Source organism: Streptomyces sp. NPDC039424 (assembly GCF_055639495.1).
This window is the reverse complement of sequence record NZ_JBVKAI010000002.1, coordinates 234,677-259,273: the sequence shown is the minus strand read 5'-3', so window position 1 is coordinate 259,273 and position 24,597 is coordinate 234,677. Positions and strand designations below refer to the sequence as shown.

Genomic DNA, 24,597 nt, shown 5'->3' with positions numbered 1-24,597 from the left:
CCCCCTAAGGCTTCGTAAGACTCCGGCGCCCCCGTGTCTCCGGGCCCCCGAAGCACGCCGGAGGGCCGCCGTCGGGTTCCTCGGCGAGGAGGACGCCGCCGAGGACGGCGCCGCTGAGGCCGGTCGTGGGGTCGTCGGGGTAGAAGGTTCCGTGGGTGCGGACGTCGCGCTCGGCGAGGTCCCGGGCCTCCCGGGCCAACCGGTCGGCGGCCAGGACGGATCCCGGGGTGCCCGCGCCCAGGAGCCGGACGGCCTCGGCCAGCCACGTACGGGCCTCGGCGCCGACGGCCCCCCGGTGCGTGCCGATGAAGTCCTCCGCGGCGCCGACCGCACTGCGGGCGGCCAGCCGCCCGGCCGCCGCCACCACCCCGGCACGCCCGCCCCCCAAGGGCTCGACGGCCCGAACGATGTGCCGCAGGGCGGCCTGCGGGTCGTACGTCCCCCCGGTCAGCTCCTGCCGTACGGCGCTCAGCACACCGTCGGCCCGGGCGAGCCGCGCCCGCAGTTCGCCGACGGGCACCTCGGCCGGCCCCGCCTGACGGGCCGCCGCGATCTCCGCCTCCGCGCCGGTCAGCGCCGCCGGCACCAGCGCCGCCGCCTCCCGCACCTCGGCCGCGAGCCGTTCCACGCCGGTGACCAGGGTGTCGGCCTGGGCGACGGCACCCTCGGCGGCGCGCAGATGGCGGGCCGCCGACTCGTAGGCACCCGAATCGGCCTCCTGGCGGCAGGCGTTGAGGTGACCGGTGGCGAACAGCAGCCGGTCCTTGGCCTGTTCGAGATACCCCGTGACCGGCTCCACGGCCGACGCGGTGAACCGCTCGCCCAGCCCGCCCAGGGTCACCGCCGCCCCGCCCGTCCGCCCGGCCAGTTCCCGGAACCGCCCCTCCGCGACCTCCAGCGCCTCATCCACCCCCTGCTCCAGTGCCCGCAGCCGGTCGAACCCGGGCGCCTCGGTGTCCAGTCGCCGCCCGGTCTCCGCGCACCGCCCGACGACCCCCACCAGCGCCTGCCGCCGGGCGGCTTCGTCCTCCGGCACGCCCTGCTCGTACCGCCGCCGTATCGCGAACGCGGCCGCCAGTTCCGTCTCCGCGGCCCGCAGCGCCCGTACGAACGGCTCCACCGCCTCCGCCCCGGACAGCGCCTCGGCGAAGCCGAGTTCCTCCCGGCTGGTGCGCACACTGTCGTCCGCGACGACCAGCGCGGCGCGCGCCTGCCGCTCGAACTCGGCCGCCGACGCCACGGGCGGCCGCACCGACACCATCCCGGGCGTCGTACGGGTCCGGGCCCGCCGGGTGCGCCGCAGGTACCCGTATCCGGCCAGCACCCCCGCCGCGCCCACCGCCACGAGCGGCAGCAGGAGATCGGTGGGGGAGGTCTCGTCCCGCTCCGGCGCGGCGGCACTCGCGACCGGCCCGGTGCGGGCGGCGGGAACCGGATCTTCGGCGCTGATCGTCATCCCCGGCAACACCAGCCACACGGCCCCGGCCGCACCGCCCAGCACGGCGTGCGCCACCCGCACGGCTATGTGCGACGTGGCGTGCCGCGGCCGGCCCCGGATCAAGGTTGACGTCACATTTCGGAGCGTATGGGCAGGTAACGGGCTCCGCGACCGGGGCGGGCGGTCGGGGGACGGGGACGACCAGGACAGGGGGTACGGGGATGGACACGGAACCGACGGAGGACCGGACACCGCCGGTCCAGGCCGAGGAGCGGCCCGCCGACACGCGGGCCGAACCCGAGGCGAAGACCAGGCCGAGGCCCTACCGCCGCTGGGTCAGGAGAATCGCCCTCGCCCTGACCCTCCTGTTCGTCCTCCCCCTCCTCACCGCCGAAACGGCCCTCCGCATCAACTACACCGGTGACCCGGCGGACGGCACGTACACCCGGGACAAGGACGCCATCTGGCTCGGCCACGCCTGGGTGGACGGCAGAAAGAAGGACCAGGACGTCAAAGTCCTCGCCCGCCGCCTGCGAGGCACCGGCATCCGCGACCTGTACGTCCATTCCGGCCCCCTGGAGCACGACGGCACCCTCCCGGAATCGGCCTACCCCAAGGCGCGTTGGCTGATAGCCGCCGTCCACCGGGAACTCCCCGGCGTCCGGGTCCAGGCCTGGCTGGGCGACGTGCTGGCCAGCGAGTCACCCCACGGCCTGCGCCTGGAGCGCGCGGCCACCCGCGCCGCCGTCGTCCGCTCCACCCGCGAGATCCTCGCCGCGGGTTTCGAGGGCGCCCACTTCGACCTGGAGCCCCTCCACTCCGGCAACCGCGACTACCTTGGCCTCCTCGACGACCTGCGCCGTGTCACCCGCGCCCGGCACGCCCTGCTCTCCGTCGCCGCCCACCAGATCGACCCGGTGCCCGCCTTCCACTCCTTCTGGGGCACCACCACCGGCCACCCCAAGTGGTGGTCGCAGGCGTACTTCGGCGAGGTGGCACGCCGCGTCGACCAGATCGCCGTCATGTCGTACGACACCATGCAGCCGCTGCAGAGCCTGTACGGCGGCTATGTCGCCCAGCAGACCTCGCTGGCCCTGGAGGTCACCCCGGCGTCCACCGACCTCCTGATGGGCCTGCCCTTCTACCACGAGAACCGTTTCGGCCACTGGAATCACGCCGAGACCGTGCCGGCCGCCGTCCGGGGTGTCCGCCTGGGTCTCTCCCGCACCGACGCCGACCGCGCCCGCTTCGGTGTCGCCCTGTACGTGGACTTCGCGGCGACGGAGGACGACTGGGCGGCGTACCGGAAGGACTGGGCAAACTCCCGGTCATGACCCGCTCCCGTACCTGGTGCGGGTCATGACCGCCGTGCGACGGTGATCGCCATGCACATCTACTTGGTGGTCATCGGCGCGCTGCTCGTGACGCTGATGGCGGTGTTCGGCATCGCGGGCGTCACCACCGGCTGGGTGGTGCCGCTGGGCAGGCACCGGATCCTGCGGCCGAAGCTGTGGGGGTACGGCCAGCTGATGGGCGCGGCCGGGGCGTCCCTGTGGATGTTCCTCGGCGTGTTCCCCGCCAGGTTCGACGTGCTCCCGCTCATCGGCTGGTTCGTGTTCATGGGGAGCCTGGTCGTTGCGAAGCTGGCCCAGCGCCCCGGCCGTACCCACGTACTGCCCCCTACGAACTCCGCCTCCTGATCTTCGACCCCAGCCAGACCAGCGGGTCGTACTTGCGGTCGACGGCGCGTTCCTTCAGGGGGATGAGCGCGTTGTCCGTGATCTTGATGCCCTCGGGGCAGACCTCCGTGCAGCACTTGGTGATGTTGCAGTAGCCGAGGCCGTGCTCGTCCTGGGCCGTGCGCCCTCGGTCCAGGCCCGTCTCCTCGGCCGCGTCCAGGGGATGCATGTCCAGCTCCGCCACCCGCATCAGGAAGCGCGGGCCGGCGAACGCGGTCTTGTTCTCCTCGTGGTCGCGCACCACATGGCAGGTGTCCTGGCACAGGAAGCACTCGATGCACTTGCGGAACTCCTGCGACCGCTCCACGTCCTCCTGCATCATGCGGTACTCGCCGGGCGCGAGAGAGGCCGGCGGGACGAAGGCGGGGACCTCCCTGGCCTTCTGGTAGTTGAAGCCGACGTCCGTCACCAGGTCGCGGATCACTGGGAAGGCGCGCAGCGGGGTCACGGTGATCGTCTCCTCGCGGTCGAACACCGACATGCGCGTCATGCACAGCAGCCGGGGACGCCCGTTGATCTCCGCGGAGCACGAACCGCACTTGCCCGCCTTGCAGTTCCAGCGCACCGCCAGGTCCGGCGCCTGGGTGGCCTGGAGGCGGTGGATGATGTCGAGCACCACCTCGCCGTCGTTGACCTCGACCTTGAAGTCCTCCAGGCCGCCGCCCCCCACATCACCCCGCCACACCTTGAAGCGGGCCTCGTAGCTGCTCACTCGTACAGCTCCTCTTCGGCGAGGTACTTGACCAGCTCCTCCTTCGCGAAGAGGGCGAGCAGGTCGGGGCGGATGGGTTCGGTGGTCTCCCGTACGAGCTGGATCTGGCCGCGGACCGGGTCGGTCGCCGCCGGTCCGCCCGTGGGGTCGGTGAGCCGGCACAGCAGGTTGACCCGCCGCCAGGCGCGGTCCATCGACGGGAAGTCCTCGCGGGTGTGCCCGCCGCGCGACTCCGTGCGCTCCAGCGCCGCCCGGGCCACGCACTCGCTGACCAGCAGCATGTTCCTGAGGTCCAGGGCGAGGTGCCAGCCGGGGTTGAACTGCCGGTGCCCTTCGACCCCGGCCCGCCGCGCGCGCAGGCGCAGCTCCGCGAGCTTCTTCAGCGCCTGGTCCATCTCGCCCGCGCGGCGGATGATGCCGACCAGGTCGTTCATGGTCTGCTGCAGTTCCTGGTGGAGGGTGTACGGGTTCTCCGGCGATCCGCCGGCCGGCTCCTCGATCTCGGCCTCGGCCGAGAAGGGCCGCAGCGCCTCCGCCGCCGCGATGTCGACCTGGACGTCGTCCACGGGCGGGCGGGCCGCCGCCGACCCGGCCGCGTACTGAGCGGCGTGCCGGCCCGCCCGGCGCCCGAACACCAGCAGGTCGGAGAGCGAGTTGCCGCCGAGCCGGTTGGAGCCGTGCATGCCGCCCGCGACCTCCCCGGCCGCGTACAGGCCGGGCACCCCGCGCGCGGCGGCCGTGTCGGAGTCGACCGCGATGCCGCCCATCACGTAGTGGCAGGTCGGCCCGACCTCCATCGCCTCCGCCGTGATGTCGACGTCCGCCAGCTCCTTGAACTGGTGGTACATGGAGGGCAGCCGGCGGCGGATCACCTCGGCGGGCATCCGCGTCGACACGTCCAGGAAGACCCCGCCGTGCGGCGAGCCGCGGCCCGCCTTGACCTCGGAGTTGATCGCGCGGGCGACCTCGTCGCGGGGGAGCAGCTCCGGGGGGCGCCGGTTGTCGTCCGGGGCCTCGTACCAGCGGTCCGCCTCGTCCTCCGACTCGGCGTACTTGTCCTTGAAGACGTCCGGGACGTAGTCGAACATGAACCGCTTGCCCTCGGAGTTCCTGAGCACCCCGCCGTCGCCGCGCACCGACTCGGTGACCAGGATGCCCTTCACCGAAGGCGGCCAGACCATACCCGTCGGGTGGAACTGCACGAACTCCATGTTCAGCAGCGGTGCCCCGGCGAGCAGCGCCAGCGCGTGTCCGTCGCCCGTGTACTCCCACGAGTTCGACGTGACCTTGAAGGACTTGCCGATCCCGCCCGTCGCGATCACGACGGCGGGCGCCTCCAGCACGAAGAAGCGGCCGGACTCGCGCTCGTAGCCGAAGACCCCGGAGACGCGTTCCCCGTCCTTGAGGACCCGCGTCACCGTGCACTCCTGGAAGACCTTGAGCCGGGACTCGTAGTCCCCGGTCTCCTTCTCGTCCTCCTGCTGGAGCGCGACGATCTTCTGCTGGAGGGTGCGGATCAGCTCCAGGCCCGTACGGTCGCCGACGTGCGCGAGACGCGGGTACTCGTGGCCGCCGAAGTTGCGCTGGGAGATCCGGCCGTCCTTCGTACGGTCGAACAGGGCGCCCCAGGTCTCCAGCTCCCACACCCGCTCCGGGGCCTCCTGGGCGTGCAGCTCGGCCATCCGCCACTGGTTGAGGAACTTCCCGCCGCGCATGGTGTCGCGGAAGTGGACCTGCCAGTTGTCGTGCTCGTTGACGTTGGCCATCGCCGCCGCGATGCCGCCCTCGGCCATCACCGTGTGCGCCTTGCCGAACAGCGACTTGCAGATCACCGCCGTACGGGCGCCCCGCTCCCGCGCCTCGATCGCGGCCCGCAGCCCGGCGCCGCCGGCGCCCACCACGACGACGTCCCACTCCTGACGCTCGACCACGGACATCACAAAGCCCCACTCATCTAGAAGAACCGCGGATCGTCGAAGACACCGGACGCGACCAGGTACACGTAGAAGTCGGCGAGCGCCACGCTCACCAGGGACGCCCAGGCCAGCAGCATGTGGTGGGCGTTCAGCCGCCCCGTGAACTGCCACATCCGGTAGCGCAGGGGGTGCCTGGAGAAGTGTTTGAGCTTGCCGCCGACGATGTGCCGGCAGGAGTGGCAGGAGATCGTGTACGCCCAGATCAGCACGATGTTGATCAGGAACACCAGGGTGCCCAGGCCCATGTGGCCCCAGCGGTAGTGCTCGTCGCGGAAGGCCAGCACGGTGTCGTAGGTGAGCACCCCGGCGACCGGCACGGCGGCGTAGAAGAAGTACCGGTGGATGTTCTGCAGGACCAGCGGGAAGCGGGTCTCGCCGGTGTACGTCCGGTGCGGCTCGGCCACCGCGCAGGCCGGCGGAGACGCCCAGAAGCCGCGGTAGTACGCCTTGCGGTAGTAGTAGCAGGTCAGCCGGAAGCCGAGCGGGAAGATCAGGATGATGATCGCGGGGGAGATGCCCCACCAGCTCCCGAAGAGATCGGCGTTCGGGCCCGCGCGCATGGTCCGGCAGTTCTCCGCCAGACAGGGCGAGTAGAAGGGTGAGACGTACGGCGCCGTGTAGTAGTCCGCGTTGGCGAAGGCCCGCCAGGTGGAGTAGACGACGAACGCCAGCAGACCGGCCGCGGTGACGGCCGGGGCCAGCCACCAGCGGTCGGTCCGCAGGTGCGGGGCGGTGATCGCGGCGCGTGTACCGGTTCGTACGCCGCCGCTGTTCGGATGTGGTTCCGTACCAGTGGCCAACTCAGGACTCCGGTCGGGTTCGGGGGAGGGGCGTCTGCGGACAGCCCTCAGGGGGCGCGCCGGTCACGGGCGCCGAGACCCTCGTCGTCGGAGTCCGTCCACAGGCTGATGTCGTACGGCGCGTCGGAGATGGTGACGAGATCGGGGCGCCGCGGCTGACCGAGGCCGGGGGCGGCCTCGCGCAGCAGTGCCACGCTCTCGCGCAGGTGATCGGCGTCCGCGCGGACGCGGCGCATCTCCAGTCCGCCGCTCCCGAGCTGCTGCTCCAGGCGGCCGACGGACCGGAACAGGTCGTCGAGGCAACGCTGGACTGTCGTCAGGTCGTCGTGCACGGACATGACGTGACCTCACTTCCACGGACCTCGTGGTCCAAGGCGGCAACGTTCATGCGCCTGCGAGTGTTGCGCGTCACACCTTGAGATGTGAAGCCATGTGCAGCGATTGGCGGATTGTGCGCCTCCACCGCACGCCCGCACGCGCGCTCTGTGTGCGCCGGGGCGCGTGTTGCGCCGCACGGGTGGGCTTGGGAGCCCGCGCCGCCGTGTCGCCCCCGGCAGGCGAACCCTTTCCTCAACAGTGGGTCCGTACATCTGATCAACTCCAAAATACCGCCAAATGTGAACAGACCCCACCCAAGTCACCGGGCTCCCCGGAGGTAGCAGAGATGTCCCACGACGGCGTCGGACTGCGCGCGGTCATGCGCTCGGTCGCCTTCCTCACCGCGGGCGCCCTCACGGTGCCCGCCCTCGCCGGCTGCGGCTCCGACGACGAGGCGAGCAAGCCGCTGGCCGGTCAGGACATCGCCCCCGCCGCCCGCGACCTGGTCGCCGACGGCGGCACCCTGCGCTGGGCCGTGGACGAGGTCCCGGAGACCCTCAACACCTTCCAGGCCGACGCCGACACCGGCACCAGCCGGGTCGCCCAGGCCGTCCTGCCGTCGATGTTCCGCCTCGACGCGGCCGGCCACCCGGTGCGCAACCCCGACTTCCTGGAGTCCGCCAAGGTCGTCGAGACCGAGCCCCGCCAGGTCGTCCTGTACAAGCTCGACCAGCGGGCCGTCTGGAGCGACGGCCGGGAGATCGGCGCCGCCGACTTCGCCGCCCAGTGGCGCGCCCTGTCCGGCAAGGACTCCGCCTACTGGACCGCCCGCAACGCCGGCTACGACCGCATCGCCAAGATCGAGCGCGGCGCCAACGACCTGGAGGTCCGGGTCACCTTCAGCCGCCCCTACACCGACTGGAAGTCGCTGTTCTCCCCGCTGTACCCGAAGGACGTCATGGGCACCCCCGACGCCTTCAACGACGGCGCCCGCCGGAAGCTGAAGGTCACCGCCGGCCCCTTCAAGGTCAAGAAGGTCGACACCGCCGCCAAGGACGTCGTCCTCGCCCGCAACCCGCGCTGGTGGGGCCACCCCGCCAAGCTGTCCGAGATCGTGCTGCACGCCGTACCCGCCGACCAGCGGGCCGCCGCGCTCGCCGACGGCACGGTGGACCTCGCCGACATCGACACCGCCCAGGCCGAGCGCATCAACCTCGCCACCCGCGAGAAGGGCACCGGCGCCCCCCTCCAGGGATCCGGGCGCACCTCCGCCAAGAAGCTGCGCGCCTGGGCCCTCGCGCACGGCTTCGACTCCGACGACGTCCACGTCGGCAAGGACAAGCTGCGCAAGACCATCACCACCTACCTCCGCCAGCAGCAGGACCTGCGCGGATACGAGGTCCGCAAGTCCCTCGAACCCGCCTACACCCAGCTCGCCCTCAACGGCTCCACGGGCCCCCTCGCCGACGAGCGGGTCCGCCGCGCGGTCGCCCGCGCCATCGACCGCACGGAACTCGCCAAGGTCGTCCTCACCCCCCTCGGCCTGCCCGCCGTCCCGGTCGGCAGCCATCTCGCCCTGTCCGGGCAGGCCGCCTACGCCGACGGCAGCGGCGCCCTCGGCGGCCAGGACACCGCGGAGGCGCAGGCGCTGCTCGCCGACGCCGGGTGGGTGCCCGGGGGCCCGGTCAAGGAGCAGAAGAAGACCGAGAAGGCGGCCGGCGCCAAGGGGGAGAAGGCCGACGAGTCTCCGGGCGGCGACGACGGGACGTACATCGTCGGGGAGGAGAACGACGACAAGGGCGACGACAAGGACCCCAGGGACCACCAGGACCACACGAAGAACGAGAAGGGCGGTGCGCCGGGCGCGTACGCCCCCCAGGGCACCGCCGCCCCGGCGGGCGTCGCGGCCGGGGCCCTCGCCAAGGACGGCAAGGCGCTCGTCCTGCGCTTCGTGCTCCCCTCGGGCCCCGGCTCCGAGCCGCTGCGCGCCGTCGCCGACCGGATCTCGAAGATGCTGGAGAAGGTCGGTATCCGCACCGACGTCACCAAGGTCTCGGACGAGAGCTACTTCAAGGACCACATCGCCTCCGGCCAGTACGACCTCGCCCTGTACTCCTGGCCGTCCTCCGCCTTCCCCGCCACCGACGCGCGCCCGATCTACGCCAAGCCGGTCCCGGCCGCCGACGGCTCCCTGAACGTCGAGCAGAACTACACCCGCGTCGGCACCGACCAGGTCGACCAGCTCTTCGACGAGGCCGCCGCCACGCTCGACGAGGACGAGTCCCGCTCCCTGATCCGCGAGGCCGACTCCCGTATCTGGGCCGCCGCCGCCTCCATCCCCCTCTACCAGCGCCCCCAGCTCACCGGCGCCCGCAAGAACCTGGCGAACGCGGGCGCCTTCGGCTTCCAGACGCCGGTCTACGAGGACATGGGCTTCCTGAAGAAGGGCGCGAAGACCTCGGCGAGCCCGTCGTCTTAGCCGCCCCCAGCACCAGCGCCGGAGAGCAAAAAAGCAGCCCTGAGCTGCACCGACGTACCCCGAGACGCCGAACCCCCGGAGGGCCCCGTACCATGGGGTGAGGCCGTGGCGTGTCCAGCCCGGCAGGGCCCGCGCAAACACAGATGTCCGCGCAGGGCATTCCTCACACTCCGGGAGTACGCCGCACTATGGCTGTGACCTCTACGCGTCACGACATCCGCAACGTCGCCATCGTCGCCCACGTCGACCACGGCAAGACCACCATCGTCGACGGCATGCTGAAGCAGGCCGGTGCCTTCGCCGCCCACCAGCTCGACTCCGTCGACGACCGCATGATGGACTCGAACGACCTGGAGCGTGAGAAGGGCATCACGATCCTCGCCAAGAACACGGCGGTGAAGTACCACCCCAAGGACGGTGGGGACCCGATCACGATCAACATCATCGACACCCCCGGCCACGCCGACTTCGGTGGCGAGGTCGAGCGCGGTCTGTCGATGGTCGACGGTGTCGTCCTGCTCGTCGACGCCTCCGAGGGCCCCCTCCCGCAGACCCGCTTCGTGCTGCGCAAGGCCCTCCAGGCCCGTCTCCCCGTCATCCTGTGCATCAACAAGACGGACCGTCCGGACGCCCGGATCGACGAGGTCGTCAACGAGACGTACGACCTCTTCCTCGACCTGGACGCGGACGAGGAGCAGATCGAGTTCCCGATCGTCTACGCCTGCGGACGCGACGGCATCGCCTCGCTGACCAAGCCGGACAACGGCACGGTCCCGGCCGACTCCACCAGCCTGGAGCCGTTCTTCTCCACGATCCTGGAGCACATCCCGGCCCCGACCTACGACGCGGAGGCCCCGCTCCAGGCGCACGTCACCAACCTGGACGCCGACAACTTCCTCGGCCGTATCGCGCTGCTCCGCGTCGAGCAGGGCGAGCTGCGCAAGGGCCAGACGGTCGCGTGGATCAAGCGTGACGGCTCCATCAGCAACGTCCGCATCAGCGAACTGATGATGACCGAGGCGCTCACCCGCAAGCCCGCCGAGAAGGCCGGCCCCGGTGACATCTGCGCCGTCGCCGGTATCCCGGACATCATGATCGGCGAGACCCTCGCGGACACCGAGAACCCGATTCCGCTTCCGCTGATCACGGTCGACGAGCCCGCGATCTCCATGACCATCGGCACCAACACCTCGCCGCTGGTCGGCCGCGGCGGCACCGGCAAGGGCGCCGACGCGAAGGCGGCCGTGAAGGACCGCAAGGTCACCGCCCGCCAGGTCAAGGACCGCCTCGACCGCGAGCTGATCGGTAACGTCTCGCTCCGGGTGCTGGAGACCGAGCGTCCGGACGCCTGGGAGGTCCAGGGCCGTGGTGAGCTGGCGCTCGCCATCCTGGTCGAGACCATGCGCCGGGAGGGCTACGAGCTCACGGTCGGCAAGCCGCAGGTCGTCACCAAGGACGTCGACGGCAAGGTCTACGAGCCGGTCGAGCGCATGACGATCGACGTGCCCGAGGAGCACATGGGCGCGGTCACGCAGCTCATGGGCGTGCGCAAGGGCCGGATGGACAACATGTCGAACCACGGCTCCGGCTGGGTCCGCATGGAGTTCGTCGTCCCCTCCCGCGGTCTGATCGGTTTCCGGACCGAGTTCCTGACCCAGACCCGCGGCACGGGCATCGGCCACTCCATCCACGAGGGCTTCGAGCCCTGGTTCGGCACGCTGCAGACCCGTAACAACGGCTCGCTGGTCGCCGACCGCTCCGGTGCCGTCACCGCGTTCGCGATGACGAACCTCCAGGAGCGCGGCGTGCTGTTCGTGGAGCCGGGCACCGAGGTGTACGAGGGCATGATCGTCGGTGAGAACTCCCGCGCCGACGACATGGACGTCAACATCACCAAGGAGAAGAAGCTCACCAACATGCGGTCCTCGACCGCCGATGTGGCCGAGTCGATCGTGCCGCCGCGCAAGCTCTCCCTGGAGCAGTCCCTGGAGTTCTGCCGCGACGACGAGTGCGTCGAGGTGACCCCGGAGGCGGTCCGCATCCGCAAGGTGAACCTGGACGCCCGCGAGCGCGCCCGCGCCGCCAGCCGCGCCAAGCACGGCTGACGCACAGCGCGCACCCAGCCAGAGCCCGGGCGCCCCCATCATGGGGGCGCCCGGGTTTTTTGCAACTTGTTTTCGGGTGACCGGTGTCCGCAATGCGGAGACCTTCGCCCGATACCCATGTAACACGTCCGTTTCGCGGCCTTCTCCCACCGAACGGTTTGTCCAGTTTTTGGAAGATCTACGCGTCAGCTGTGACTGAATTGAGATTTAAAGACGGTGGTCGGCACCTGGCTCATGCCAGATAGTTAGCCGCGTAGCGCTCGGGTCAATGGGTCTCGCGCTGTGGGGACAGCGCCGACTCACGAGCACCAGGGGGTGTCTGACCCTCCGTCAGGGGTGTCGGAGGGAAGACGGAAACCCCCCTCTTGTCGGTGAACGCGTGAAGTCATGAGGAGGAACCCCTATGTGCCGTGTCGCCAACGCCAGGTGGGTCACGCAGCTCTGAGGATCCGGCCGGCCGATTGATGCGGCCGTACAACTACGCGCGTCCGACTGCGGTTTCGCGCGTGTTCGGAGTACCCGGAACCTCACACACCCATACCTGTGAAACGGACGAACCGTGACAAGTCCTATCGACACCGAGGGCGGCGGGACATCGGTCGTCGTCGACGGTGAACCAGGGCCGGCGACGAAATCCGAGGCCGTCACCCTCGAGGGCCGGTCCCCCGGCCAACTGATGTGGATCCGCTTCAAGCGCGACCGGACGGGCGTGATCTCGGCCTACGTCGTGGGCTTCTTCTTCCTGATCGGGCTGCTCGCCCCGCTCATCTCCAAGCTGTACGGCAAGGATCCGTACACGGTGTACGCGGACGAACGCCCCGAACTCTTCGACAGCGCGGGTGTACCGGTGCAGCCCAACGGCGGCATCAGCGGCGAGTTCTGGTTCGGTCTCGAACCGGGCAACGGCTACGACGTCTTCACCAAGCTCCTCTACGGCATCCGCACCTCGCTGATGATCTCGGTCGCGGTCACCCTGGCGGTCGTCGTGACCGGGATCCTGCTCGGTGTCGCGGCCGGCTATCTCGGCGGCCGGACCGACTTCGCCATCGGGCGGGTCATCGACTTCCTGCTCGCCTTCCCGGCCCAGCTGTTCTTCATCGCCAGCATGCCGGTCGTCGTCTCACTGTTCGTCAGTCCCCGGGACGAGACGCCGACTTACGTCCGGGTGGTCGCCCTGATCCTCGTCCAGTGGTTCCTGGGCTGGATGAGCCTCGCCCGTATCCTGCGCGGTACCTCGCTGGCCCTGCGCGAACGGGAGTTCATCGAGGCGGCCAAGGTCAGCGGCGCCTCCCCGTGGCGGATCATCCGCAAGGAGATCCTGCCCAACGTCGTCACACCGCTCCTGGTGCAGTCGACATACCTGTTGCCCTCCTTCGTGACCGCCGAGGCCGGTCTGTCCTACCTGGGCGTGGGCATCGTCGAACCGACGCCGGACTGGGGACAGATGTTCTCCAAGGCGTCCACCGAACTCGTGATGCAGAACGACATCACCTACATGTTCTTCCCCGGCGTCTCGATGATCGTCTTCATCGTCGCGTTCAACCTGCTCGGGGACTCGGTCAGAGACGCCTTCGACCCCAAGACCGCGCGCTGACCAGGCACTCGCAGTTCTCTTCGCAAGTACTTCTTCCGCACTGGTGACATACAGATGGGTGGGAAACTTCAGTGATGAGTAGGGGCGGACGCCATCTCTACGGCGCGCTCTCCGTGCTCGCGGCCGGAGCTCTTGTGCTCAGCGGTTGCAGCAAGGGCGGCAGCGACAGCGGCGGCGACGACAAGAAGGACCAGCAGAACGCCAAACGCCAGCAGGCGTCCATCAAGTTCGGCAGCGCGGCGGATTCCAACGGTCCCGCGGCCGAGGTCCCCGGCGCCAAGAGCGGCGGCACGATGGAAGTGCTGCAGCGCGACAGCTACGCCCACCTCGACCCGGCCCAGATCTACGTCTCCGACGAGGGCTCGCTCGCGCAACTGCTCCACAGAGGGCTGACCGGCTACAAGGCCACCAACAACGACGGCAGCGGCCACGAGGTGGTCGGCGACCTCGCCACCGACTCCGGCACCACCACGGACGGCGGCAAGACCTGGAAGTACACGCTCAAGGACGGCATCAAGTTCCAGGACGGCACCGCGATCACCGCCAAGGACGTCCGGCACACCTTCGAGCGGCTCTTCGCGCCCTTCATCAACCAGGGCCCGACCTACGTCCAGCAGTGGCTGGCCGACTCCCCGGGCACCGCCTACCGCAAGCTCCTCAAGGACGGCCCGTACAAGGGCAAGCACCTGCCGGGCAGCGTCCTGGAGACGCCCGACGAGAAGACGATCGTCTTCCACTTCAAGACCCCGCACCCCGACCTGCCGTACGCGCTGGCCATGGCGGGCTACGCGGTGGTCTCCGAGAAGGGCGACACCAAGGAGAAGTACGACAAGGCGCCGCTGGCGACCGGACCGTACAAGGTCCAGTCCTTCAAGTCCGGCAAGTCGATGGTGCTGGTGAAGAACACCAACTGGGACGCGAAGACGGACCCGATCCGCCACCAGTACGTCAACCAGTTCAACTTCACCTTCAACCAGCAGTTCGAGAACTCCACCAAGGCCCTGCTCGCGGACAGCGGCGCCGACCAGGCCGGCCTCAGCTTCAACAACCAGGTCGACGCGGGCAACCTGTCCAAGGTCCTGCGTGACCCGAAGCTCAAGTCCCGCACGGTCTCCGGCTACCAGCCGTACGTGGGCCAGATGAACATCAACATGAGCCACCCGGCGCTGAAGGACAAGACGGTCCGCGAGGCCATCGCCTACGCCCTGCCCATCACGCCGTTCGTCCGCGCCTTCGGCGGCACCGACGCGATGGAGGTCGCCGGCGGCCTGATCTCCCCGACCGTCTCCGGCTACGACCCCGCCTTCGACCCGTGGGGCAAAAAGAAGAAGCCCGCCGGTGACCCGGCCAAGGCCAGGGAACTGCTGAAGAAGGCCGGCAAGCTCAACATGAAGCTGACCTTCGGCTACATCAACACCCCCGAGGGCCAGCAGTACTCCACCGCCATGGCGGCGGGCCTGAAGAAGGCCGGCTTCAACGTCCAGCGCCAGGAGATCCCGGCCGAGACCTACTACGACCAGGTCTCCAAGCTGGACAACAACTACGACATCTTCCACACCGCGTGGGGTGCCGACTGGCCGTCCGCCTCGACCGTGATCCCGCCGCTGTACGACGGCCGCGTGATCGCCGACGGCGCGCAGAACTACTCGCAGGTCAACGACCCGAAGATCAACAGCGAGATCGACCGGATCAACAAGGTCACCGACCCGGTCAAGTCCGCGGCCGCGTGGGAGAAGCTCGACCAGTACATCGTGAAGGACGTCGTCAACGTCGTCCCGACCGCGTACTACAAGCAGACCCAGATCGCCGGCTCCAAGGTCGGCGGCCTCGTCTACGACGACGTGATCGGCGGCATCGACCCGCGTCGCCTCTTCATCAAGTAACCGTCCCCGCCCGGTACCCGGTGCGCAGCCCCGATGGGCGCGCACCGGGTACCGTCCGGCCCGCCGACGTCAGAGAGCTGCCCTTGTCATGCTGCGCTTCCTCGTCCGCCGGTTCCTCGGTGCCGTCGTCATTCTCTTCCTGCTGAGCATCGTCACGTTCCTGCTGTTCTTCGGGATGCCGCGCGACCCGGCGCTGCTGATGTGCGGCAAGACCTGCAACCCGGACAGCCTGGCCAACATCCACCATGTGCTCGGCCTCGACAAGTCCGTGCCCGAGCAGTACTGGATCTTCCTGCACAACCTGGTCATGGGCAGCGACGAATTCGCCCAAGGACCGTGCCCCGCCCCCTGCTTCGGGTACTCGTACCACACCAACGAGCAGGTCTGGGCGACGCTGCTGGACCGGCTTCCCACCACCATCTCGCTGACCCTCGGCGGTGCGGTCTGCTTCCTCATCGTCGGCCTCGGCACCGGCCTGCTGGCCGCCTGGCGGCGCGGCACGCTGATCGACAAGACGGCCACCGCGGGCGCGATGGTGCTCAGTTCGATGCAGATCTACTTCCTCGGCCCGCTCGCCCTGGCGATCTTCGTCTACCAGACCCACTGGTTCGACAAACCCGCCTACAACGACTTCACCGGGAACCCGGTCACCTGGTTCACGGGCCTGATCATCCCCTGGGTGGTCCTCTCCACGATCTTCGCCGCGCAGTACACCCGTATGTCCCGCTCCTCGATGATCGAACAGCTGCAGGAGGAACACGTACGGACCGCCCGGGCCAAGGGCATGTCCCGCCGGTACGTCTTCTTCCGCTACGCCTGGCGCGGCTCGCTGATCCCGATCGTCACCATCTTCGGCATCGACCTCGGCTCGCTGCTCGGCGGCGCGATCATCACCGAGTACACCTTCAGCCTGCCGGGTCTCGGCAACCTGGCCGTGCAGTCGGTGTTCTTCAGCGACCTGCCGCTGCTGCTCGGCGTGATGCTGTTCTCCGCCACCATGATCCTGCTGTTCAACATCATCGTCGACGCCGCCTACGCCTTCATCGACCCGCGCGTGCGGCTGGCCTAGGCCGGGTGTGAGGAGCACTGTCGTGACCACTCTGACCAAGGAAGCCGGCGCCCCCTCCCCGGCGGGTGCGGGAACCCTGCTCTCGGTGCGGGACCTGCACGTCAGTTTCAAGACCGAGGACGGCATCGTACGGGCCGTGGACGGGCTCTCCTTCGACCTCGAACGAGGGCGGACGCTGGGGATCGTGGGGGAGTCGGGCTCGGGGAAGTCGGTGACGAACCTGACCGTCCTGGGCCTGCACAACCCGATGTTCACCACGGTCGAGGGCGAGATCCTGCTGGACGGGCAGGAGTTGACCACGGCCCGCGAATCGGAGCTGGAGAAGCTGCGCGGCAACAAGGTCGCCATGATCTTCCAGGACCCGCTGACCGCGCTGTCCCCGTACTACACGGTGGGCCGCCAGATCGCCGAGCCCTTCATGAAGCACACCGGCGCCTCCAAGCGGGCCGGGTGGGACCGTGCGGTGGAGATGCTCGGCAAGGTCGGCATCCCCCACCCGAAGGAGCGGGCGAAGGACTACCCGCACCAGTTCTCCGGCGGTATGCGCCAGCGCGCGATGATCGCCATGGCGCTGGTCTGCGACCCGGACCTGCTGATCGCGGACGAGCCGACGACGGCGCTGGACGTGACGGTCCAGGCGCAGATCCTGGACCTGCTCAAGGACCTCCAGCAGGAGTTCGGCTCGGGCATCATCTTCATCACCCACGACCTCGGTGTGATCGCCGACATGGCCGACGACATCATGGTGATGTACGCGGGCGGCGCGGTGGAGCGGGGCACGGTGAACGAGGTGCTGCGCTCGCCGCAACACCCGTACACCTGGGGTCTGCTGAACTCGATGCCGCGTCTGGACTCGGACATCGAGGCCCCGCTGGCCCCCATCCCCGGCTCGCCGCCCTCCCTGCTGACCCCGCCCTCCGGCTGCCGTTTCCACCCCCGCTGCACATTCCAGGACCGTGTCGCGGGTACGGGCCGGTGCGTGACGGAACGCCCGCTTCTCGCCCCCGACCGGGCCTCCGCGTGCCATCTCACGGCGGAGCAGAAGCGGACCATCTTCATCGACGAGATCAAGCCCCGACTGGGGTAGGGCTAGGAGACACACATGAAAGAGGACCTGGTCCTCCCCGCCCCGCGCGAGCAGGCCACCGGGGCGGAGGGCGAACCGCTGCTGGAAGTCTCCGGCCTGACCAAGTACTTCCCGGTCAAGGGCGGCTTCCCGATCCGCCGTACGGTCGGCCACGTCCAGGCCGTGGACGGCATCGACCTGACCGTCCACGTGGGCGAGAGCTTCGGCCTGGTCGGTGAGTCGGGCTGCGGCAAGTCCACGACGGGCCGCCTGATCACACGGCTGATGGAGCCGACGCGCGGGAAGATCTCCTACCGGGGTCAGGACATCAGCCACGCCTCGCGGAAGCAGCTGGCGCCCATCCGCTCCGAGATCCAGATGATCTTCCAGGACCCCTATTCGTCACTGAACCCCCGGCAGACCGTGGGCAAGATCATCTCCAACCCGATGGAGATCAACGGGATCGAACCGGAGGGCGGCAGGGAGAAGCGCGTCCGCCAACTGCTGGAGATCGTGGGGCTGAACCCCGAGCACTACAACCGCTTCCCGCACGAGTTCTCCGGCGGCCAGCGCCAGCGCATCGGTGTGGCCAGGGCGCTGGCGCTGGAACCGAAGCTGATCGTCGCCGACGAGCCGGTCTCCGCCCTGGACGTCTCCATCCAGGCCCAGGTCGTGAACCTGCTCCAGAAGGTACAGCGGGAACTGGGCATCGCGTTCCTCTTCATCGCCCACGACCTGGCGGTCGTGCGGCACTTCTCGCAGCGCGTGGCGGTGATGTACCTCGGCAAGATCATCGAGGTGGGCGACCGGGACTCCATCTACACCCGGCCCCGGCACCCCTACACCCACGCGCTGCTGTCCGCCGTTCCCGAGGTGAACCTGACGGACTCGGCGGACTCCGCGCGGTCGGGCCGCCGTGAGCGCATCCGGCTCGCCGGTGACGTCCCCTCCCCGATCTCGCCACCCTCCGGCTGCCGCTTCCGGACCCGTTGCTGGAAGGCCCAGGACATGTGCGCGTCCGAGGAACCGCCGCTGGTCCGGATCTCGGGAAACGGGCCCGGCCACCTCACGGCCTGCCACTTCCCGGAGGAGCCGACGGTCGAGGGGCGGGCCGAGGACATCGTGCTCGACCCGGCGTTGGCGGCGCTGGAGGAGACGGGGGAGACGGGGAAGGAGTAGGCGCAGAAGAGGGCCCGCACATCCGTGGATGCGCGGGCCCTCGTTCCCCGGGACCGGACGTTCTGGGCTCGGGTCAATGGGCCGTGAATGTCCGTTCCGAAAGGGGCGGCTGACGGAAAAGGGGTGTTGTCAGGCCGCCGCCTCGGGGTCTTTGGTGAGGCGCGGAGCGGGAACCGTCTCCTGCGTCTCCGGGTAGTGGCAGGCGGTCAGGTGACCGGGCTTGTTGCCCTCGACCTGGACCAGCGGCGGGGCCTCCGTAGCGCACTTCTCCGTCGCCTTCCAGCAACGGGTGCGGAAGCGGCAGCCGGAGGGCGGGTTGATCGGGGACGGTACGTCGCCGGTGAGCCGGATGCGCTCACGCGGCTCCTCGTCGACCGTGGCCTCGGGCACGGCGGACAGCAGGGCCCGCGTGTACGGGTGGCGCGGGTTGTCGTACAGGTCCTCGCGGTCGGCGATCTCCACGATCTTACCGAGGTACATGACCGCGACGCGCTGGGAGAAGTGCCGCACGACCGCCAGGTCGTGGGCGATGAAGACGAACGCGATGCCGAGTTCCCGCTGTACCTTCTGGAGCAGGTTCACGACCTGGGCCTGGATGGAGACGTCCAGGGCGGAGACCGGCTCGTCCGCCACGATCAGCTTCGGCTCCAGGGCCAGCGCGCGGGCGACGCCGATGCGCTGGCGCTGGCCGCCGGAGAACTCGTGCGGGAAGCGGTTGTAGTGCTCGGGGTTGAGGCCCACGATCTCCAGCAGTTCGCGGACGCGCTTCTCACGGCCGCCGGCCGGGTTGACGTCGTTGATCTCCATCGGGCCGGAGATGATCTTGCCGACCGTCTGGCGCGGGTTCAGCGACGCGTAGGGGTCCTGGAAGATCATCTGGATCTCGGACCGGATCGGTGCCAGCTGCTTGCGGTTGGCGTGGGTGATGTCCTGGCCGCGGTAGACGACCTTGCCGCCGGTCGGCTCCAGGAGCCGGGTGATCAGCCGGCCCGTCGTCGACTTGCCGCATCCCGACTCACCGACGAGGCCCAGGCTCTCGCCCTCGGCCACCTGGAAGTCCAGGCCGTCCACGGCCTGCACCGCGCCGACGGTGCGCCGGATCGGGAAACCGCCCTTGATCGGGAAGTGCTTGGTCAGCCCGGAGACGTCCAGGAGGGGGCTGGTGTTGCTCATGGTCGTGAAGTCCCGTCTCGTGTCCGTCAGTTGTGCCGGGTTCCGGCGAAGTCGGCGAAGAGTTCCTTCTTCTGCTCCCCAGTGAGGTGGCAGGCGGAGCCGCGTCCCTCGACCACCTCGAGCAGCGGGCGCTCGCTGGAGCACCGCCCGCCCGGGACCTTCTCGGCGAAGGCGCAGCGCGGGTGGAAACGGCAGCCGGTGGGCGGGTTCAGCAGCGAGGGCGGCGAACCGGGGATCGGCGACAGCGGCACGTCCACCGGGCCGTTCAGGCTCGGCATCGAGTTGAGCAGGCCCAGGGTGTAGGGGTGCTGCGGGCTGCGCAGCACCTCCTCCTTGGTACCGCGCTCCACGCACCGGCCGCCGTACATCACCAGCACGTCGTCCGCGATGTCGGCGATGACGCCGAGGTCGTGGGTGATGAAGATGATGGCGGTGCCGAACTCCTGCTGGAGGTCCTTGAGCAGGTCCATGATCTGGGCCTGGACCGTCACGTCGAGGGCCGTGGTCGGCTCGTCGGCGATCAGCAGCTCGGGGTCGCAGACCAGCGCCATGGCGATCATGGCGCGCTGGCGCATACCGCCGGAGAACTGGTGCGGGTAGTCGTCGACCCGCATGTCCGGCTGGGGGATGCCGACGCGCCGCAGCATCTCGATCGCGCGCTTGCGGGACTCGGCCTTGGAGGCTCCCGTGTGCTTGCGGTAGGTCTCACCGATCTGCGTGCCGATCGTGTGGTACGGCGACAGCGAGGCCAGGGCGTCCTGGAAGATCATCGCCATCTTGTTGCCGCGGAGCCGCTCGAGCTCCCTCTCGGTCGAGGTGAGCAGGTCCTTGCCGTCGAGCAGGATCTCGCCCTCGATCGAGGTCCGGGCACGGTCGTGCAGGCCCAGGATCGTCAGGTTGGTCACCGACTTGCCGGAGCCCGACTCGCCCACGATGCCGAGCGTCTGGCCCTTGGCCAGGTCGAAGCTGAGTCCGTCGACGGCCTTGACGACGCCGTCCTCGGTGGAGAAGTGGACCTTCAGGTCCTTGATGGAGAGGAACGGCTGCTGATCGGTGCTCGTCACGGTGACGCTCCTGGGGGTGATGCGGGGGGTCGGGGATGGGCGGAGGTCAGGCGAGCCGGATCCGCGGGTCGATGAGGGCGTAGACGGCGTCGACGACGATGTTGAAGATCACGATCGCACCGGCGGACAGCAGGGTGACACCCAGCACCATCGGCAGGTCGCTCTTGTCCACCGCGTCCACCGCGAGCCGGCCGACGCCCTGGAGGCTGAAGACGGTCTCGGTGATCATCGCGCCGCCGATGAGCATGCCCAGGTCGATGCCGAAGATGGTGACGATCGGACCCATCGCGCCGCGCCAGGCGAACCGGAAGAAGACGTTGCGGCGGGACAGTCCCTTGGCCCGGGCCGTGCGGACGTAGTCCTCGGTGAGCGTCTCGGCCAGCTGGGAGCGCGTCATACGCGTGTAGTTGGCCGTCCAGATCAGGGCCAGTACCAGCCAGGGCAGCAGCAGGCCCGAGGCCCATTCGGCCGGGTTCTCGGTGATCGGCGTGTAGGACGGGTTGCTGAGGATGTCGAACTTCGAGACGAGGAAGTACATCGCGATGTAGCCGACGAAGTAGATCTGCAGCGAGGAGGCGACCAGCGAGGCCGAGCTGGCCAGCTTGTCCTGCCACTTGCCCTGCTTGACGGCGGCGATCATGCCGGCGCCGACGCCGAAGACGAGGAAGACGACGGCGGAGCCGAAGGCGAGGGAGAGGGTCAGCGGGAGCCGGTCCAGGATCGTACCGAGGACGGGCTCGCGGTTGGCGAAGGAGTACCCGAGGCAGGGCGCGCTGCAGTCGCCGAAGTCACCGTAGCTGCGCCCGACGAAGACGCCCTTGAGCCAGTACCAGTACTGGACCGGCACCGGGTGGTCGATGCCCAGGTTGTGCCGGACCTGCTTGAGCATGTCGGGCGTGCAGTTCTTGCCGCAGGACATCGTGGCGGGGTCACGCGGGATGGCGTAGAAGAGCCAGAAGGTGACGGCGCTGATGATCAACAGGATGACCAGCGCGCCGAAGACTCGGCGGACAAGGAAGCGGAACATGGGGCGTGACTTTCCGGACGGGGCGCCGTCGCCGCGGGTACGGGGGGTGGGCCGGAGGGGGCGGCCAGGTCATGGCCGCCCCCGAGGGGTCGTGCGCGCTTACTTCTTGGCGTACAGCTTGCACAGCGCGACGCAGGTGTTGCCGGCGTCGTAGATGACGTTGCCGACCTTGGACCCGTACATCCAGTTACGGATGGAGTGGTAGTCCGGGACGACCGGCGCCAGCTCCATGATCTGACGGTCGACGGCGCCCCAGGCCTTGTTGGCGGCTTCGACGTCGGTGATCTTGGCGGCCGCGTCGATCGCCTTGTTCACGCTCGCGTCGTTCAGCTGGGCGTAGTTGCTGCGGCCGTCGCCGATGTTCTTGCCGCTCCAGCAGGGGTAGAAGACGGAGTAGCCGTTCGGCCAGTCCGGGCTCCAGCCGGCGGCGAACAGGTCGTACTCGTTGTCGACCTTGCCGATCTGGGTGTAGAAGGTCGTCTTGTCGACCTGCTTGTTGACGACCTTGAAGCCCGCCGCCTCCAGGGCGTTCTTGAGCGCGACGGCCTGCTTCACGGCGTTGTCCGACTGCTGGTAGGCGATGACCAGCTTCTGGCCGAGCTTGCCGGCCTCCTTCAGCAGGGCCTTGGCCTTCGCCGGGTCGCCACCGGGCTTCTTGTCCGTGCCGTAGAGGTCGAACTTCTCGTAGCCGGGGGTGACCGGGCTGAGGATGGTGGTGGCCAGCTCGCTGGTGGCCTTGCCGCCGCGGATGGTCTGCAGCTGCTGGTGCGGCCACGCCCAGTTGATGGCCTGGCGGACCTTGACGTCCTTGATCCGGGTGGTGTTGATCGGCCAGTAGTAGGTGACCGTGTCGACCTGGGTGAGGACGCGCTGCTTGAGCTTGGCGTTGGTGAGGACCTGGGCGATGCGCTCGGGGGCGACCTCGTTGAAGATCGACATCGCGTACTGGTCGTTGCCCCGGTCCGCGATGTAGCGGTCGGTGGAGGCGACGAGCTGGAAGCCGAACTGGAAGACGTACTTGTCCGGGTAGTTGTTGCGGATCGCGTCCGTCTTCGGGTCCCAGTGCTCGTTGCGCGAGTACGTCATCGACTTGCCGATGCTGCGGCTCTCGATCTTGTACGGGCCGCAGGAGAACGGGTGCTTGTCGTACTTCTCCTTGGTGTCCTTCTTCTTGGACACCAGGGAGTAACCACGCATGGCGAGCGTGTAGTTGAAGTCGGTGCGGGGCTCGGTGAGGTGGAAGGTGATGCTCTTGCCGGAGACCTCGATCGAGGCGAGCTTCTTGCCGTCGTAGGGGCCCTTGTACTTGTCGCCGCCGACCAGCCACTGCTGGACGTAGCGCGGGCCCTCGGTGATGAAGGAGGCGAAGAGGCGCTCGAAGGTGTGGCGGACGTCATCCATGGAGACGTCGGAGCCGTCCTCCCACTTGATGCCGTCCTTGATGGTGAACGTCCAGGTCTTGCCGCCGTCCTTCATGGTGCCGGCGTCGGTGGCGACGTCGCCGACCAGCGTGCAGCCGCCCTTCTCGTCGATCTTGTAGCCGGTGAGGCCACGCATGATCGGGACGGTGATGGCGCCCTCGGTCGAGACGTAGATCTGGGCCGGGTCCAGGTGGTCCATGTCGAACTGGTCGAGCGAGTAGATCGTCCCGCCCTTGACCGCGCCCTTGACCTCGGGGGCCGGACCGGTCGAGTCGGCCTTGGTGCCGACCGGGATGTTCATGGTCTTGGCCTTGCTGACCGACGGCACCTTGTTGTTCTTGGAGCCGCTGTCACCGCTGCTGCAGGCGCTCAGCACGGAGGAGGAGGCCGCAGCCACACCGGTGGCGATCAGGAAGTTTCTGCGAGAAAAAGACATGCTGAGCCTGCCTATTGAGGTCAATTCGGACGGTCGGAACCAGCCGGACGTCTTTGCACCGGGCCGGATGGAGCGGGGCTTGCTACCGCTTGGACTTCGGGTCGAGCGCGTCGCGCACGGAGTCGCCGAGCAGGTTGAAGGCGAGGACGAAGATCACCATGGAGACGCCCGGGAAGAGCATGAAGGTGATGTCCTGGGAGTAGAACTGGGCTCCTCGGCCGATCATGACACCCCAGTCCGGGGTCGGGTCGGTGATACCGACACCGAGGAAGGCCAGGCCCGCTTCGGCGGTCACGTAGGCGGGCAGCATCAGCGTGGACTGGATGATGATCGGAGTCCACAGGTTCGGCAGCAGCTCCTTGAACACGATGCGCATCGGAGACGCGCCCGTGACCTTGGCCGCCTCGACGAACTCCCGCTCACGCAGGCCGAGTACCTGACCTCGCAGCAGTCGCGCGATGGACGCCCAGCCGAAGGCGGACAGCACGATGATCAAGGAGAAGGCGATCAGCGAGGTCGGGATGTTGTCGGTGCTCGCGACGAAGAGGCCGTAGACGACCGGCATGAACGCGATGAAGAACAGCGTGGACGGGAACGACAGCAGGATGTCGATGACCCGGCCGACGAAGTAGTCGGTCTTGCCGCCCAGGTAGCCCGCCGTGACACCGACCACGACACCGAAGACCGTCGTGAGGAGCGTGGCCGCCGTGGCGATGCCCAGCGAGGTCCGGATGCCGTACAGCAGGAACGTGAAGACGTCCCGGCCGAGCTGCGGTTCGATGCCGAACCAGAACTCCGAACTCATGCCGCCGTTGGGACCGGCAGGGTAGGAGAAGGCGTCGAGCAGTTCGGGGCGATCGCTCGCGTAGGTGGTGTACGGGTCCTTGCCGTACAGCTTCGCTATGAGTGGCGCCGCTATCGCGATCACGAAGAAGAAGATCACGACATAGGCCGATATGACGCCCGTACGGTCGCGCTTGAAGCGCTTCCAGGCCAGCCGTCCCGGAGAACGGCTCTCGTTGCCCTTCGAGGAGGGAGAAGTGGTCGACTTCTCGACGCTCTCGTCGGTCACCTCGAGCGGGGCAGCCGCAGATGGAGTTGGGGGGGGTCATGGTGCT

19 protein-coding genes are annotated in these 24,597 nt (G+C 68.8%); 9 read left to right on the top strand and 10 right to left on the bottom strand.

The genetic code is table 11. The annotated features are described in order from the left end of the window. Positions 1 to 4 precede the first annotated feature (4 nt). Entirely contained in the window at positions 5 to 1,456 is a 1,452-nt protein-coding gene (locus ACZ7L0_RS06005) for a hypothetical protein (protein ID WP_471241596.1), read from the bottom strand. A 203-nt stretch (positions 1,457 to 1,659) separates the two neighbouring features. On the opposite strand from ACZ7L0_RS06005, the gene ACZ7L0_RS06000 reads away from it, so the two are divergent. Both ACZ7L0_RS06000 and ACZ7L0_RS05995 read left to right on the top strand, forming a co-directional pair. Next, positions 1,660 to 2,772: a glycoside hydrolase family 18 protein gene (locus ACZ7L0_RS06000; protein ID WP_471241199.1), complete on the top strand. Its 1,113-nt coding sequence runs from the start codon at positions 1,660 to 1,662 to the stop codon at positions 2,770 to 2,772. Positions 2,773 to 2,823: 51 nt separating this feature from the next. Then, the gene (locus ACZ7L0_RS05995) at positions 2,824 to 3,138 is read left to right on the top strand and encodes a hypothetical protein (RefSeq protein ID WP_471241198.1); all 315 of its coding nucleotides are present in this window, start codon (positions 2,824 to 2,826) and stop codon (positions 3,136 to 3,138) included. Here the strand turns inward: ACZ7L0_RS05995 and ACZ7L0_RS05990 are convergent. From ACZ7L0_RS05990 to ACZ7L0_RS05975, 4 genes are read right to left on the bottom strand one after another with little or no spacing between them, the layout of a single operon-like run. Further along, the gene (locus tag ACZ7L0_RS05990; protein ID WP_471241197.1) at positions 3,119 to 3,889 is read right to left on the bottom strand and encodes a succinate dehydrogenase/fumarate reductase iron-sulfur subunit; all 771 of its coding nucleotides are present in this window, start codon (positions 3,887 to 3,889) and stop codon (positions 3,119 to 3,121) included. The two genes, ACZ7L0_RS05995 and ACZ7L0_RS05990, sit on opposite strands and share 20 nt — an antisense overlap. Beyond that, positions 3,886 to 5,826 (bottom strand): fumarate reductase/succinate dehydrogenase flavoprotein subunit, encoded by a 1,941-nt coding sequence (locus ACZ7L0_RS05985; RefSeq protein WP_471241196.1) that lies wholly within the window; start codon positions 5,824 to 5,826, stop codon positions 3,886 to 3,888. The genes ACZ7L0_RS05990 and ACZ7L0_RS05985 overlap by 4 nt, the downstream gene beginning before the upstream one ends. A gap of 17 nt (positions 5,827 to 5,843) precedes the next feature. Further along, on the bottom strand, positions 5,844 to 6,665 hold the full coding sequence (locus ACZ7L0_RS05980) for a hypothetical protein (RefSeq protein ID WP_471241195.1): 822 nt from the start codon (positions 6,663 to 6,665) through the stop codon (positions 5,844 to 5,846). 47 nt (positions 6,666 to 6,712) lie between these two features. Next, complete coding sequence (locus ACZ7L0_RS05975; RefSeq protein WP_471241194.1) at positions 6,713 to 7,003, bottom strand: hypothetical protein; 291 nt, start codon at positions 7,001 to 7,003, stop codon at positions 6,713 to 6,715. A 326-nt stretch (positions 7,004 to 7,329) separates the two neighbouring features. On the opposite strand from ACZ7L0_RS05975, the gene ACZ7L0_RS05970 reads away from it, so the two are divergent. From ACZ7L0_RS05970 to ACZ7L0_RS05940, 7 genes are all read left to right on the top strand, one after another. Next, entirely contained in the window at positions 7,330 to 9,462 is a 2,133-nt protein-coding gene (locus tag ACZ7L0_RS05970) for an ABC transporter family substrate-binding protein (protein WP_471241193.1), read from the top strand. A 188-nt stretch (positions 9,463 to 9,650) separates the two neighbouring features. Beyond that, on the top strand, positions 9,651 to 11,567 hold the full coding sequence (gene typA / locus ACZ7L0_RS05965) for a translational GTPase TypA (protein WP_471241192.1): 1,917 nt from the start codon (positions 9,651 to 9,653) through the stop codon (positions 11,565 to 11,567). Positions 11,568 to 12,126: 559 nt separating this feature from the next. Beyond that, a complete protein-coding gene (locus ACZ7L0_RS05960) occupies positions 12,127 to 13,161 on the top strand; it encodes an ABC transporter permease (protein WP_471241191.1) in 1,035 nt (344 codons plus the stop codon). Positions 13,162 to 13,235: 74 nt separating this feature from the next. Next, positions 13,236 to 15,044 carry an ABC transporter substrate-binding protein gene (locus ACZ7L0_RS05955; RefSeq protein ID WP_471241190.1) on the top strand — a complete coding sequence of 603 codons (1,809 nt, stop codon included), beginning with the start codon at positions 13,236 to 13,238 and terminating at the stop codon, positions 15,042 to 15,044. Positions 15,045 to 15,132: 88 nt separating this feature from the next. Further along, entirely contained in the window at positions 15,133 to 16,113 is a 981-nt protein-coding gene (locus ACZ7L0_RS05950; protein WP_471241189.1) for an ABC transporter permease, read from the top strand. A gap of 22 nt (positions 16,114 to 16,135) precedes the next feature. Further along, positions 16,136 to 17,200 (top strand): ABC transporter ATP-binding protein, encoded by a 1,065-nt coding sequence (locus tag ACZ7L0_RS05945; RefSeq protein WP_471241188.1) that lies wholly within the window; start codon positions 16,136 to 16,138, stop codon positions 17,198 to 17,200. A 15-nt stretch (positions 17,201 to 17,215) separates the two neighbouring features. After that, on the top strand, positions 17,216 to 18,358 hold the full coding sequence (locus tag ACZ7L0_RS05940) for an ABC transporter ATP-binding protein (protein WP_471241187.1): 1,143 nt from the start codon (positions 17,216 to 17,218) through the stop codon (positions 18,356 to 18,358). A 129-nt stretch (positions 18,359 to 18,487) separates the two neighbouring features. Here the strand turns inward: ACZ7L0_RS05940 and ACZ7L0_RS05935 are convergent, their stop codons facing one another. The 5 genes from ACZ7L0_RS05935 to ACZ7L0_RS05915 all read right to left on the bottom strand — a co-directional run bounded on the left by ACZ7L0_RS05935 (position 18,488) and on the right by ACZ7L0_RS05915 (position 24,551). Beyond that, on the bottom strand, positions 18,488 to 19,531 hold the full coding sequence (locus ACZ7L0_RS05935) for an ABC transporter ATP-binding protein (RefSeq protein ID WP_471241186.1): 1,044 nt from the start codon (positions 19,529 to 19,531) through the stop codon (positions 18,488 to 18,490). 26 nt (positions 19,532 to 19,557) lie between these two features. Beyond that, a complete protein-coding gene (locus tag ACZ7L0_RS05930) occupies positions 19,558 to 20,595 on the bottom strand; it encodes an ABC transporter ATP-binding protein (protein WP_471241185.1) in 1,038 nt (345 codons plus the stop codon). Between the two features lie 46 nt (positions 20,596 to 20,641). Next, positions 20,642 to 21,622 carry an ABC transporter permease gene (locus ACZ7L0_RS05925; protein WP_471241184.1) on the bottom strand — a complete coding sequence of 327 codons (981 nt, stop codon included), beginning with the start codon at positions 21,620 to 21,622 and terminating at the stop codon, positions 20,642 to 20,644. A gap of 99 nt (positions 21,623 to 21,721) precedes the next feature. Further along, positions 21,722 to 23,479 carry an ABC transporter substrate-binding protein gene (locus ACZ7L0_RS05920; protein WP_471241183.1) on the bottom strand — a complete coding sequence of 586 codons (1,758 nt, stop codon included), beginning with the start codon at positions 23,477 to 23,479 and terminating at the stop codon, positions 21,722 to 21,724. A gap of 82 nt (positions 23,480 to 23,561) precedes the next feature. Next, the gene (locus ACZ7L0_RS05915; protein WP_471241182.1) at positions 23,562 to 24,551 is read right to left on the bottom strand and encodes an ABC transporter permease; all 990 of its coding nucleotides are present in this window, start codon (positions 24,549 to 24,551) and stop codon (positions 23,562 to 23,564) included. Between the last annotated feature and the right edge of the window lie 46 nt (positions 24,552 to 24,597).